Annotated in this window: 9 protein-coding genes and 1 riboswitch; of the genes, 4 read left to right on the top strand and 5 right to left on the bottom strand. The window is 69.8% G+C overall.

The window, feature by feature from the left end; all coding sequences use genetic code 11:
- Positions 1-38 precede the first annotated feature (38 nt).
- From K6I33_RS05705 to K6I33_RS05695, 3 genes are all read right to left on the bottom strand, one after another.
- A complete protein-coding gene (locus K6I33_RS05705) occupies positions 39-1,931 on the bottom strand; it encodes an FG-GAP-like repeat-containing protein (RefSeq protein WP_229348577.1) in 1,893 nt (630 codons plus the stop codon).
- Positions 1,932-2,040: 109 nt separating this feature from the next.
- The gene (locus tag K6I33_RS05700; RefSeq protein WP_229348576.1) at positions 2,041-3,588 is read right to left on the bottom strand and encodes a trypsin-like serine protease; all 1,548 of its coding nucleotides are present in this window, start codon (positions 3,586-3,588) and stop codon (positions 2,041-2,043) included.
- Positions 3,589-3,713: 125 nt separating this feature from the next.
- On the bottom strand, positions 3,714-4,229 hold the full coding sequence (locus K6I33_RS05695; RefSeq protein WP_229348575.1) for a hypothetical protein: 516 nt from the start codon (positions 4,227-4,229) through the stop codon (positions 3,714-3,716).
- 452 nt (positions 4,230-4,681) lie between these two features.
- Between K6I33_RS05695 and K6I33_RS05690 the strand changes: the two genes are divergently transcribed.
- Positions 4,682-7,918 carry an ALF repeat-containing protein gene (locus K6I33_RS05690; protein WP_229348574.1) on the top strand — a complete coding sequence of 1,079 codons (3,237 nt, stop codon included), beginning with the start codon at positions 4,682-4,684 and terminating at the stop codon, positions 7,916-7,918.
- A 39-nt stretch (positions 7,919-7,957) separates the two neighbouring features.
- On the top strand, positions 7,958-8,332 hold the full coding sequence (locus K6I33_RS05685) for a hypothetical protein (protein WP_229348573.1): 375 nt from the start codon (positions 7,958-7,960) through the stop codon (positions 8,330-8,332).
- 96 nt (positions 8,333-8,428) lie between these two features.
- Here K6I33_RS05685 and K6I33_RS05680 read toward each other — a convergent pair whose 3' ends face one another.
- Entirely contained in the window at positions 8,429-9,940 is a 1,512-nt protein-coding gene (locus K6I33_RS05680) for a SulP family inorganic anion transporter (RefSeq protein WP_229348572.1), read from the bottom strand.
- Positions 9,941-10,076: 136 nt separating this feature from the next.
- Entirely contained in the window at positions 10,077-10,670 is a 594-nt protein-coding gene (locus tag K6I33_RS05675) for a carbonic anhydrase (RefSeq protein WP_229348571.1), read from the bottom strand.
- Positions 10,671-11,174: 504 nt separating this feature from the next.
- On the opposite strand from K6I33_RS05675, the gene K6I33_RS05670 reads away from it, so the two are divergent.
- Both K6I33_RS05670 and mctP read left to right on the top strand, forming a co-directional pair.
- The gene (locus K6I33_RS05670; RefSeq protein WP_229348570.1) at positions 11,175-11,432 is read left to right on the top strand and encodes a DUF3311 domain-containing protein; all 258 of its coding nucleotides are present in this window, start codon (positions 11,175-11,177) and stop codon (positions 11,430-11,432) included.
- Positions 11,429-13,060 (top strand): monocarboxylate uptake permease MctP, encoded by a 1,632-nt coding sequence (mctP, locus tag K6I33_RS05665; RefSeq protein ID WP_229348569.1) that lies wholly within the window; start codon positions 11,429-11,431, stop codon positions 13,058-13,060. Before K6I33_RS05670 ends, mctP begins: the two co-directional genes overlap by 4 nt.
- Before the next feature lie 163 nt (positions 13,061-13,223).
- Positions 13,224-13,368, top strand: a riboswitch (cobalamin riboswitch).
- Positions 13,369-13,510 lie beyond the last annotated feature (142 nt).

Below are 13,510 nucleotides of genomic sequence, written 5' to 3'. Positions count from 1 at the left end.
GTGGGGCCGGCACACCGGTGCCGGCCCCACTGGGTGAATCAGCGCTTCAGGTCGCTGTTCCAGACCTTGCTGGGCGCGTTGAGGCCGCTGCCGTTGCTGGTGAAGGCCCACAGGGCGACCTGGGCACGGCCGTCGGCGCCCTGCCCGTAGTCGTACGTGACGCCGATGTCGGCCTTGCCGTCGCCGTTGAAGTCACCGGCGGTGAGCTCGCTCGCGGCCCAGTTCCAGCTGTCGACCGTGGTGCCGCTCTCCCAGACCTTGCGGGGGTCGGTGAAGCCGTCCTTGGTGCCGGAGAAGACCCACAGGCCGGTCTTGTTCTTGCCGGAGACCTTGCCGTAGTCGTACAGGACGGCGATGTCGGCCTTGCCGTCACCGTTGAAGTCACCGGCCGTGACCTTGCTGGCCTCCCAGCTCCAGCTGCGGCCCTCCCAGTTCAGGCTGTTCCAGACCTTGCGGTGCGCGACGAAGCCGTTGCTGTTGTCGGCGATGAGCCACAGGGCCGTCTCGTTGCGGCTGTCGGAGGTCGTGCCGTTGCCGTAGAGGACGGCGATGTCGCTCTTGCCGTCGCCGTTGAAGTCGCCGGCGACCATCTTGCTGCTGTTCCAGTTCCAGCTGGTCGAGCCGCTCTCCCACGTCTTGCGGGGTTCGGCGAAACCGTTGCCGTTGCTGGTGAAGGTCAGCAGGCCGGTCTCGTTGCGGGAGCCGTTGGTGCCGTAGTTGTAGAGGACGGCGATGTCGGCCTTGCCGTCGCCGTTGAAGTCACCGGCGGCGACCTTGCTGGCGTCCCAGTTCCAGCTCTTCCAGGAGCTGGAGTCGCTCTCCCAGACCTTCACGGGGGCGTTGAAGCCGGTTCCGTTGCTGGTGAACGTGAACAGACCGGTGCGGCTCCGGCCGTCGGCGGTCTTGCCGTAGTTGTACAGGGCGGCGATATCGGTCTTGCCGTCACCGTTGAAGTCACCGGACGTCAGCTTGACGGCGTCCCAACGCCAGCTGTCCGAGCCGTTGTCCCACACGGCGCGCGGCTCCTTGAAGCCTTCGCCGGTGGCGGTGTGGACCCACAGCGCCACCCGGCCCCGGCCGTCCTTCGACGGGCCGTAGTCGGTCAGCATGGCGGCATCGGCCTTGCCGTCACCGTCGAAGTCGCCGGTGGTCGTCGCGTAGCGCTTGGGGAGACCGCGAACCTGCTGGATCCAGAAGCCGACGTCGTCGGTCCGGGTCGCGACGGCGCCCTTGCGGGTCTCGGCCTCGTTGCCGAAGCAGCCGCCCTGCCAGGAGGTGCTGCTGACGGCGACCAGTTCCTCGCGCCCGTCGCGCTCCCGGACCACCGGACCACCGGTGTCGCCCTTGCAGACGGCCCCCTCCTTGCCGGTGATGTCGAGGCTGGTGCCCTTCACGGCGTCGACACCGAAGGCACCCGAGTGCACGCGGTCCGGGACCCACTCGTCCTTGGTGCGCCCGTAGCCGGCGGCACGCAGCACGTCCCCCTTCGCGGGGGTGCCGCTGCCGAGCGTCGCGGGCTTGACGTCGGCGACGGGGGCGGCGAGCCGCGCCATGACGAGGTCGCGGTCCTCACGCGGGACAAGCTCGACGACGTCCCGTACCTGCCCGGCCTCGGTGGCGAGATCCGCCCGGCCGACGGTCGCCTTGGTCTTCAGCTGGGGCGCCCCGGCGGCGACCTTGCCGCCCGGCTGCGCGCCGTCGGCGAAGCAGCTGCCTGCGGTCAGCACCCACTGCTCGTCGACGAGCGTGCCGGTGCAGGCGCGCCGGCCTTCACCGATGTCGAGCTTGACGGTGGAGACGTACTGGCCGTCCTTGGCCGTCTCACCGATGACGGCGTGGGCGGGGGTGACTGTGACGGCCAGCGCGCTGGCCGCGACGACGGTGGTGAGGAAACCGGCTGCCCACGCTGCGCGCGAACTACTGCGGTTCATGTGTCTTTCCTTGGGATTCGTGAATGAGCGCGGGCAGGAAGCGCTCAGGTCCGGCCGCCGCGGGGAGCGGCGACGGCCGGACCGTGATTGATGGAGGCGTCGGGCAGGCTCAGCCGACGAGCTGGACCTCGCCGTGCGTGCCGGCGGCGTCGACGCCGGGGTAGTAGCTGACGTTGCCGTCGTTCCAGCCGACGAGGACGTCGTTCGGGCCCTTGCCGGGTGCGGTGAAGGAGCCGACCGTCAGGGTCTGGGCGTTCTTCCACGCCGAGCCGACGGGCCGGACGGTGATCCGGCTGCCGTGGTAACCGGCGGTGTCGACGCCCGGGAAGAGCTGCGCCTGGCCGTCGTTCCAGCGGATGAGGAGGTCGGCGGTCTTCTTGCCGGTGAACTCGCCGGCGCTGATCTGGACGGCGTTCTTCCAGCCGCTGTCCGCCTTCGTCAGCTGGGTCCAGCCGCTGAGGCCCTTGGTGCCGATGTCGGAGTACATCGACGTCGAGCCGTCCTCCCAGAGCACGAGCAGGTCGTCGCGCAGGGAGTTCTCGGTGAACCGGCCCGCCGTGATGAGCCGGGCGTTCTTCCAGAACGGGTTGTCGCCACCGCCGGGACGGAGCGTCTTCTCATCGTGGACGCCCTCCTGGTCGACGTGCATGTACGTCGAGACCTTGCCACTGGCCCAGCGGACGGTGATGCCGTCGGAGCCGTTCTCGGTGAACTTGCCACCGGTGACGGCACGGGCGTCCTGCCAGTAGCTGCCCTTGTCGGCGATCTTGTACTCGGCGGAGAACGGCTGCTTCGGGTCGTCGTGGTCGGCACCCTGGAAAAGCGTGGCCTCGCCGTCCTTCCAGACGACGAACAGGTCCATACGGCGCTTGCCGTCGTTCGAACCACCGGTGAAGTAGCCGGACGCGGTGTAGGCGGCGTACTTCCAGCTCGAGCGCGGCAGCAGCGTTCGGGAGGACACCGACTGGATCCACCCGGCGATGTCGTCGACCCGCGTGTCGACGGCGCCCTTGCGGGTCTCGTCCTCGTTGCCGAAGCAGCCGCCCTGCCAGGAGGTGCTGTTGACGCCGACGAGCTCGTAGCGGCCACCGACCTCACGGAAGGCGGGGCCACCGGTGTCGCCCTTGCAGACGGCGGCGTCGGCACTGGCCCCGGCGAGCTCGACGGAGCCGTCCCGCAGGGCACTCACGGTGAACTTCGCCGAGTGCGGCTTGTCGGGAACCCACTCGTCCTTGGTCCGGCCGTAGCCGGCGACGCGCAGCTCCTCCCCCTGGGCGAGCGGCTTGAAGCCGATCCCGGCGGGGGCGATGCCGGTGACGGGCTTGGCCAGCTTGGCCATCACCAGGTCGCGGTCCTCGCGCGGGACGAGCTCGACGACGTCGGTGGTACTGCCGCCGATGACGGCGGTGGTCTTGAGCTTGGGGGCGCCGGCGGCGACCTTGCCACCCGAGGCGGAACCGTCGGCGAAACAGCTGGCCGCCGTGACGAGCCACTGCTTCTCGACGAGGGCGGCAGAGCAGGCTCGCTTGCCGCCACCGATGTCGAGCTTCGCCGCGAACGCGTACGCGCTGTTCTTGGCGGCGTCGCCGACGACGGCCTGGGCCGGGGCGGCGGAGAGTGCGCAGGCCAAGGCGGCGGCCGCCGAAACCCCTGTCATGAAGGTGGCACGAGAACGTATACCGGGCACGTTTCTTTCCATGGTGTGGTGTTCTTACTCATTACCTGGGCCGACGGTGACGTCCGGCCCTGACGAGGCAGCGGCCGCTATCGGCCCGGCCGAAGCTACTTACTGGCGATGATTTCGATCAGCGTGTGCTCGCGGCCCGCCGGGTCGGCGTTCTCGCCGATTCCCTTCCAGGAGTTCTTCGGGATTTCGAAGGACTTCTCCTGCTCGCCGACCTTCATGTTGACGGTGGCCTGGTAGTCGTGGCTCTGCACGCCGCCGACCGAGGGGACCTCCAGGGAGAGGTAGCCGGTCTTCCCGGTCACCTTGAAGCAGAAGTCCTCACGGTCACGGGCGATGAACTTGAGGAGATTCGGGCTGCTGTCGCACTCGGCGAGGAGGATGTGCCCATCCCCGCTCTTCAGCTTGAGCCCCTTCTCCTTGAGGATCTTTTCCGCGTTCGGGTAGGAGAAGTCCTCGACGGCGGAGGGCGGCTGCTCGGCCGAGCGGGCCTCGGCAGTACGGGCCGCGCCGGTCCCGTTGGCGGCGTTGGCCGCGCCGGTCAGCAGGAGGACGCCGCCGGCGAGGGCGCTGCCCACGAGAGCGAGCGCCGGCAGGCGTGAGGGTATCCGCATGGTGACTCACATTTCGCTTAGTGGTCTGTGAAAGGGGCAGAACGCCCCATCGACATGCATGACTACCACTTGGCGCCAGAACACCTCAAGCCGTGACGAGTGTTATCCAACCGTCACACAAGCTCATTCCGCCACCTTCGCGCGGCGAAGCCCCGAAGTGAGCGGCTTTCAGTTTTTCCCGAGGGGAGGGAAGTTGACGATCCGAATCGGACCGTAAATCAAGATCAACACCTCCATAACCTCGCCTTTGCGAGTGCATTACCTTCACATTGCCCATGCGATCATGCTTGGCGGACGCGTGGCCACGCCCCCTCTGCATTCAGTACGCAATCCCGAACGGGGAAGCCCCTGACATGAAACCGTCAAATGCATCACGCCGGTTGAGGCACACACGCAAAAGACTCACCGCCCTGGCCACGTTGACCACGGCAGCAGTCATCTTCGGAACCTCCGTGGCCGAAGCGCTCCCGGCACGGACCGGAGAGAACACGCTTCCCGAGAATGCCCGGGCCCAGGCCGTACAGGCCTGGCGGTCCGGTGGCACGGCGGCCAAGCGTGAGGCGGCCAAGGCACTGACCGGCTCGGCCGCCGACATGAGCAAGTTCCTCGGGGGCGCGCTGCGCCGGGCCCAGGTCGAAGACGCCCGGTACGCCATCCTCAGGTCGATGTCGGGCGCCGGCAAGGGGGTCGCCGCAGCGGCCGACAAGGCGCTGTCGGGCTCCGACGAGGACGTGCTCGAATTCCTCAAGTCCGGGTACGAGAAGCCACTGCAGGAGGATCGCCGCTTCGCGGTCCTGCGCGCCATGAACCAGGGTGGCAAGGCCGTCAACCGTGAGGGGCAGCGAGCCCTCGACAACGGCGCGCCCGAGGCTCTGGACAACTTCCTCGAGAAGGGCCTGGAGAAGGCCACGGCCGAGGACGACCGGTTCGAGGTGCTGCGCGCCATGAACTTCGGCGGGCCCGCCGTGAAGCAGGCCGCCGAGCGCGCCCTGAACGGGGACGCCGGCGACAGGGCCGAGTTCCTGGAGCGTGGTCTGGACCTGGCCCGGGCACGCGACCAGGAGTCGATGACGATCGCACAGCTGGCCCAGGTGGCCACCGAGGCCGGCAAGAAGGCCAAGGCGGAGACCGAGGCGGCGCTGGAAGCGGCCGCCGTCGCCGACAAGGCCGCGGCGAGGGCGAAGGAAGCCGCCGAGGAGGCGGCGAGGGAGACCGCCGCGGCGAAGTCGGACGCCGACAAGGCCGGGCGGTACGCCACGAAGGCCGCCCAGGCCGCCGAGGGCGCCGCCGCGGCGGCCCGCACCGCCATCAGTGCCTCCAACAACGCGGTGTCCGCAGCCCGGACGGCGGCACGGGCCGCCGCCAACGCCGCCGCCGCGGCGGCCGCCGCCGGTCAGGCCGCGGCCCGCGCCTACCAGGCCGCGAGCGCCGCGGTGGCGGACGCCGGTCAGGCCAAGGCCGCACGCCAGGCCGCCGAGCAGGCCCGTGACGCGGCAGCGGGAGCCCGCACCGCGGCGGCCGCGGCCGACCAGGCGGCGAGCGCGTCCGCGGCGGCCGGCGAATCCGGTGCCGCGGCGGCCAGCGCCGCCCGTAACGCCGCCGCCGCGGCCGAGGCCGCCGCGGAGTCGAGCGCGCACGCCGGTGTCGCCCAGGCCGAGGCGGCGCGCGCCAAGCGGGCGGCGGCCACGGCCCGCGCCGAGGCCGACCGCGCGACGCGCGCGGCCAACAGCGCCGTGTCCCTCTCGAACCAGGCGGCCGCCGCCGCTCGTGCGACCCGCACGGCGGCCAACGACGCGGCCCGGCACGCGGACGCCGCGGCCAAGGCCGCCGACAAGGCCGCGGACGAGGCGGGCAAGGCCCAGGACGCGGCCAACAAGGCCAAGGCACACGCCGCTGCCGCGCTGGAGGCCGCCAAGACGGCGGGTGAAGCGACCAAGCAGGCCGAGAGCGTGTTCAAGGTCGCTCGCGAGGCCGAGGACACGAAGCTCCAGGCGGACCTCGCCACCGCCCTCGACGACGCACGGGACCGGAAGGCCGAGGAGGACGAGACGCGGTCGGTCATCGACCGGCAGCAGACCCAGGCCGCCCAGACGGACGAGGCGACCAAGAAGCTGGTCTCCGAGGCCGGCGGGAAGCTGGGCAACGACGAGCCGGGCGCGGCGAAGCTCGCCCGGCAGGCGGCGGTCAACCTGCTGTCGAGCACGGGCACCTGGACCCGCGCGGCGGCCGAGGACGCCCTCTCGGGCTCGGACGACGACGTGCTGGCCTGGGTGAAGCAGGACCGGGCCAAGGCCGAGGACCTGGACGACCGCGACAGGGCCGTCTTCTTCAGCCGGATCGGCTCCCCCAAGACGGCGGCGGCCGCACAGGACGCCCTCGCCAAAGGCACCGCCGAGGTGCGGAACTTCCTGACGAAGGGCGCCTTCGACGGGCAGCGTGAGGAGTACCGCTACCAGATCCTGCGGATCATCAACGACGCGAGCAAGGCGGTCAAGGACGCCGCGACCAAGGCATTGGACGACGGCTCCACCGAGGCGCTGCACGCGTTCCTCGCCACGGGCTACGCCAAGGCACAGGCCGAGGACGACCGCTTCCAGACGCTCCGGCTCCTGGAGCAGGGCGGATCGGTCATGAAGGCCACCGCGCAGGTCGCGCTCGAGGGCACGGTGTCGATGCGGCGCGCCTTCATCGAGCGGGCCCAGTTCCGTGCGGCTCAGGCGGACCAGGACACTGCGGCCCACATCGCCGCGGTCCAGGCCCAGATCAGCATCGCGTCAAAGGCCACGTCCGAGGCGTACGGGAACGCCGCCACCGCGGCCGAGGCCGCGGCCCGTGCCCAGGGCAGGGCGGACGAGGCCAAGGGCCACGCCGCCAAGGCGAAGGCTTCGGCGGACGAGGCCAAGGGCCATGCCACCCGGGCGCGGGACTTCGCCGACAAGGCCGACGCGTCGGCCGCCAGCGCGGCCGCCTCCGCCAAGAAGGCCAAGGACGCCGCCGCCAAGGCACGCGTCGCCAGCCGCCAGGCCAACTACTCGGCCACCCAGGCCACCCTCTCCGCAGAGCAGGCGGTGGCCTCGGCGGCCAACGCCCAGGCCTCGGCAAGCCGGGCCCAGCAGGCCGCGGTCCAGGCAGGCCAGGACGCGGCAGCCGCGAGCCGGGCGGCGACCGAGGCGAAGCAGATCGCGCAGGAGAAGCACGAGGCGGAGCAGCGGGCGGCCGCGGAGGCCGCGCGGAAGCAGGCCGAGGAAGCCGCGAAGAACAACCAGCGTCCGGACCGCGACTCCAAGAACGACGAGGCCCGGCTGCCCGGCGGCGGTGACGGCAAGAGCGGCGACGACCCCGAGAAAACAAGAAACGAAGAACAGGCCAAGCTGTTCAGCAAAATCAGCACATGGACCGGCGTCGCAGCCGCAGGTCTTGCCCTCACGCCGATTCCTGGCGCCCAGATCCTCGCTGCCGGTCTGGGATGGGCCTCGCTTACCGCTGGTGTCATCAGCAGCATCTACACCTTCAAGGCACATGGATGGAGCAGCCAGTTCGCCACCTCCGTAATCGGGACCGGAATGGGAGCCCTTGGAATGGGGCTGAACAAGGCTGTCGGTAAATACAAGGACATCTCGGCAGGGACCAAGAAGGTTGTAGGCTTCGTCAACGACATCACCTCGCCGCTCACAAGCTTGTTCGGCTAGCGGTCAAGGGAGAACGCATTGCACCCCCCACATTTCTCGGTGGAAACCTGGTGGATCATTTCCGCCGTCGCGACGGGCGCGTTCTATGCGGTGTGCCTGCCCATGATGGCAAGGCGGCAGCACAAGGTCCGGATGGCTTTCATCCCTCCCGTCGCCATCGCGTGCCTGCTGGTCGCCGGAGCGCTCCGGGGACACGGAACAGAAGAGCTGCTTCGTATCTATTCGACTGTTGTCCTCATCTTCCCGCTCGCCCTCGTCGGCCGTCGTAAGGAACTGCGGGAGGCGCTGGAGCAGCAGGAGAGGAACTCACTGATGGGGGCGGAAGAGGGCTTGCCTCCCATGAAGCTCTTCGTGCAGATGTGTGCCTCGGTCGTCGTCATGTTTCTGGCGTGGTGCTGGCTCACCTGGGGTTAGCACATAAAGGAGAACGGTGGCTCCGGCGCCGCGCCGCGAACTGACGGAAAGGGGGGAGGGGCGGACCACCGCCCCTCCCCCCTTTCCGCTACCCCGTTACTCGCGCCCCGCAGGCGTGAGCCGCAGGTGCCGTACCCGTACCTCCTCCGTCCCCTCCGCGTTGTGGCGTTCCGCCCAGCCCTCCAGGGCCGTGCGGCACGCGTGGTCCAGGTGGCGGACGGCTGACAGGTCGAGTTCGACCGGGCGGTCCTGGGGGAGGGCTTCCAGGGTCTCCAGCAGGCTGGGGAGGCGGAGGAAGGTGGCGTGGCCCGTGATCGTGACGATCAGGCGGCCGCCGGTGAGTTCGCGGGTCTCGACGTGGACGTGCGAGACCTCCCACGCCGTCTTGACCACCGCCAGCAGCAGCCCCAGCAGCACGCCCTCGAACATGCTGGTCGTCACGATCGCGACGGCCGTGGCCGCCAGCACCAGTGCCTCGCCGCGGTGCTCGCGCCAGAGCGGCGGCAGTTCCCGGACCGGGATGAGTTTGCAGCCCGCGTGGACGAGGACGCCCGCCAGTGCCGCCAGGGGGATGACGCCGATCGCGGCGGGCAGTGCGACAGCGAAAATCAACAGCCACAGGCCATGGAGGATGCGGGAGAGTGATGTCTTGGCGCCCGCTTGGACGTTGGCGGCGCTGCGGACGATGACGGCGGTCATGGGGAGGGCGCCCAGGGCGCCGCAGACCGTGTTGCCCACGCCCTGGGCCAGGAGCTCCTTGTCGTAGTGGGTGCGCGGGCCCCGGTGCATCCGGTCGACCGCGGCGGCGCTGAAGAGGGATTCCGCGGAGGCGATGAGGGTGAAGGCCAGGACCGTGCCAAGCACCGCGACGCTGCCGAGGGAGGTGAGGTCGTTGAGGCCCGGGGGCTGGATGGCGTCGGCGAGGCCCTTGACCTCCACGTGGGCGATGTCCAGGCCGGCGGCCGCGGTGACCGCCGTGGCCAGGGCGACGGCGACCAGCGGGGCGGGCACGAGCCGGGCCTTCCCGGGGAGCTTCTTCCACAGGACCAGAACGGCGATGGTGCCCGCGCCCACCGCACACGCGACAACGGAGTCGCGGTCGGTCACCGCGTCCGTCACCAGGCCCGGCAGGCCCGCGATCTTCGCCAGGCCCGAGCCCGGCTGCCGGACGCCGGCCATCGTGTAGAGCTGGCCCAGGACGAGCACCAGGCCGATGCCCGCGAGCATGCCCTGGACGACCGCGACGGATATCGCGCGGAACCAGCGGCCGAAGCGCAAAGCGCCCAGGGTCAGTTGGAGCACGCCCGTCGCCAGCACGATGGCGCCCAGGGTGCCCAGGCCGAACTCCTTCACGGCCTCGAGGACGAGTACGGTCAGCCCCGCGGCGGGGCCGCTGACCTGGAAGGTGCTGCCCGGCAGGGCGCCGACGACCAGGCCGCCGACGATGCCGGTGATCAGGCCCAGTTCGGCGGGGACGCCCGAGGCGACGGCCACGCCGACGCACAGCGGGAGCGCCACCAGGAAGACGACCAGGGAGGCGAGGGCGTCCTGGCGCAACGCGCCCCGGTCTCTCGTGAGGGCCGTGAGGGTTTTGAGGGTGGAGAGCATGAAGGTGGGGTTCCTTGGGGTGTCGCTCGCGCCGCGGGAGCGGGAAAAAAGAGAGGCCCCCGCGGTGCGAGAAGGTCCGCTTGCCTTACGTCGTAGTCGTAGGAGCGCCCGCGACAGCGCGCGGCGCCCGGCCTACTCAGAGCGGGGCGAACGTACGGCTGTCCCCGCCGGGCCGGTGGGCGCGGACCGCGCCCGTGTGGACCTCGTAGTACCAGGCGTGGAGCGAGAGCAGCCCTTCCTCGATCCGTTCGCGGACGCACGGGTAGGTGCGCAGCCGGTCGAGCTGGGCCATGGCGTGCCGCTGGACCGCGTCGGCGAGATCGGCGCCGAAGGACGATCCGGCCGCCTGGGTCGCGAGCCAGTCGCGGACGGCGGGGGCGGCGGAGAGGTCGTCGCCCTGGACGAGGGCGCCGATCGCGCCGCAGTGGGAGTGGCCGCAGACGACAATGTCGCGGACGCCGAGCACGCGCACCGCGTACTCGATGGTGGCGGTCTCGCCCATGGGGCGGCCGCCGCCGTACTCGGGAACGATGTTGCCGGCGGTGCGGAGTTCGAAGAGTTCCCCGGGCCGGGCGCCGGTGATGAGCGAGGGGACGACGCGTGAGTCGGAGCAGGTGATGAACAGCGCCTCCGGCGACTGGCCGGCTTGGAGGGCGCGGAAACTCTCGGCGCGTTCGGAGTCCGCGACGTGGGCCGCGAAGGAACGGGCGTGGTCTATGAGCGACTTCATGATGGGCCTGCCTCCTGCGCCCGTGACGCGTGTGGGGACGCGCCGGGCACGGTGTGGTCGGGTCGGATCAAGAGCGACGGACACCGGGGACCCGGTGTCCGGATGCGGCGTGCCGGGGCCACTGCTTCGGGGCACACCGGCTGCCGGGGCCGATTCTGCCCGGCCGCCGCGACAAACACTTTACCTGCGCATTACCCGCCGATGACAGATCGAAGTTTCATCAAATACTGGACAATCCGGTTCCGCGCAAGGCGACTTGACGCCACATCCGCACGACCCGTCGTCAACCACCGCCCGGACGATGGGATTCCGCCCGCACCCCCGCTGGTGTTGCCGTTCCGATATCCGGAAAGGGGGTGACGTCCGGAGGCACCCTCACCTAGATTTCCAGCGCATTACGGCAAGTGATCGCACAGGGGACGGAGTCACCGCATGTCGGAACCACCCGAGCATCCACCCGGCCACGCGGCCGCACAAGCTTCCGCGTACGGCCATAAACCACTCTTGACCGTACGCAACCCGGTCTTGACCGTCCCGCTGATCGTCGCGGGGGCATGCCTCGCCATCCCCTTCGTGGCGATGCTCTGGGTGGACTCCTACGCCCGGCTCACCCCGGCCTTCATCGGCATCCCCTTCTTCTACTGGTACCAGATGCTCTGGGTGCTGGTGTCCACCCTCCTGACGACCGTCGCCTACGTCATCGTGCGACGGCGTGAGGAGGCGGCGCGGCGGGAGCGGCACACGGGAGGTGCGCGAGAGTGAAGGACGGCGTGAACGGTGTGGCGCTCACCGTCTTCCTCTTCTTCTTCGTCGTCGTCACGGTCATGGGCTTCCTGGCCGCCCGGTGGCGAAAGGCCGAGAATGCCGACAACCTCGACGAATGGGGTCTGGGCGGCCGGTCCTTCGGCACCTGGGTCACCTGGTTCCTGCTGGGCGGGGACCTCTACACCGCCTATACGTTCGTGGCGGTGCCGGCGGCGATCTACGCGGCGGGCGCGGCCGGCTTCTTCGCCGTGCCGTACACGATCATCACCTACCCGCTGGTCTTCACCTTCCTGCCCCGCCTGTGGTCGGTGGCGCACCGGCACGGCTATGTGACGTCGTCGGACTTCGTCCGGGGCCGGTTCGGCTCCCGGGGCCTCTCCCTCGCCCTCGCGCTGACCGGGATCCTGGCCACGATGCCGTACATCGCGCTGCAACTGGTCGGCATCCAGGCGGTGCTCGACGTCATGGGCGTGGGCGGCGGCGAGAACGCCAACTGGTTCGTGAAGGACCTGCCGCTCCTCATAGCCTTCGGCGTGCTCGCGGCCTACACCTACTCCTCCGGGCTGCGCGCGCCCGCGCTGATCGCCTTCGTCAAGGACGCGCTGATCTACATCGTGATCATCGTCGCGATCATCTACATACCGATCAAACTGGGCGGCTTCGACGAGATCTTCAGCAAGGCCGGCACAGCGTTCGCGGCCGAGAATCCGGCAACGGGCAAACCACGTGGTTCGCTGCTGCCGGGGCCGGACGCCCAGTGGGCGTACGCGACGCTGGCGCTCGGCTCGGCGATGGCGCTCTTCCTCTATCCGCACTCGGTGACGGCGGTCCTCTCCAGCAGGAGCCGCAATGTCATCCGCCGGAACACCACCATCCTTCCCCTCTACTCCCTGATGCTCGGCCTGCTGGCGATGCTCGGCTTCATGGCCATCGCCGCCGGGGTGAAGGTGAAGAACGGCCAGCTGGCGATCCCCCAGCTGTTCGAGGACATGTTCCCGGACTGGTTCACCGGGGTGGCCTTCGCCGCGATCGGCATCGGCGCGCTCGTGCCGGCGGCCATCATGTCGATCGCCGCCGCAAATCTCTTCACGCGCAACATCTACAAGGACTTCCTCAAACCGGACGCCTCCCCCGAACACGAGGCGAAGGTGTCCAAGCTCGCGTCCCTGCTGGTCAAGGTCGGCGCGCTCGTTTTCGTCCTCACCATGGACAAATCGGTCGCCATCAATTTCCAGCTGCTCGGCGGCATCTGGATCCTCCAGACCGTGCCCGCGCTCGTCGGCGGGCTCTTCACCCGCTGGCCCCACCGCTGGGCGCTGCTCGCGGGCTGGGCGGCCGGCATGACGTACGGGACGTGGCGGGCGTACGCCACCCCGAGCGCCACCCAGGATCACTTCGGGAACACCAACCTCATCCCCCTTATTGGAGAAAAGGGATATATAGGACTTACCGCCTTTATCCTTAACGTGATCGTCGTCATCGTCGCGACGGTCGTCCTGAAGGCCCTGAAGGTGCCCGACGGCGAGGACCGGACCCGGCCCTCGGACTACACGGCCGACGCCGGCGACCCGGGCGTCCGCGCGGACCTCCCGCCGGCCACCACAGGAGCCCCCGGCGGGCACTGACCCGCCGCCCCCGGAACCACCTCCCAGGGGGCCTCCGGAGGGCCGCCACACCCCCGCCCAGGGGGCGTGGCGGCCCTCTTCTCTTGCCCTGCCAGGGACGCCCGTTAGCACATTCCGCGACCGCTTCATGACGCGACGACACAACATGTGGGGGCGCGTGCGAGGCCCGGCACTAGATGTATGCTCGTCTCCGCTGTCGTCGCAGGGGAATCCGGTGGAAATCCGGAACTGTCCCGCAACGGTGTATGTGTGCGCATATACCCAGCGCACCTGAAGTCCGACGACCTGCCGACAGCGCGCCCACCACCGAGTCCTGCCCCGGGCTCGGCCATGGGCGTTGAATTCGTCCGGGCCTCGCGGGTTGGGCCGATGGACGCCTACGAGGCATGCCCTGGTGCAAGTGGCATGCGCGTGCGCGCCCATCGCTCTCCCGCCCGGCCCACCCAGCCG

Source organism: Streptomyces sp. UNOB3_S3, assembly GCF_020740895.1.
In the GTDB taxonomy this organism is placed as follows: domain Bacteria; phylum Actinomycetota; class Actinomycetes; order Streptomycetales; family Streptomycetaceae; genus Streptomyces.
Note: the sequence above shows the minus strand (reverse complement) of the source record. Positions and strands in the feature narration are given on the sequence as shown.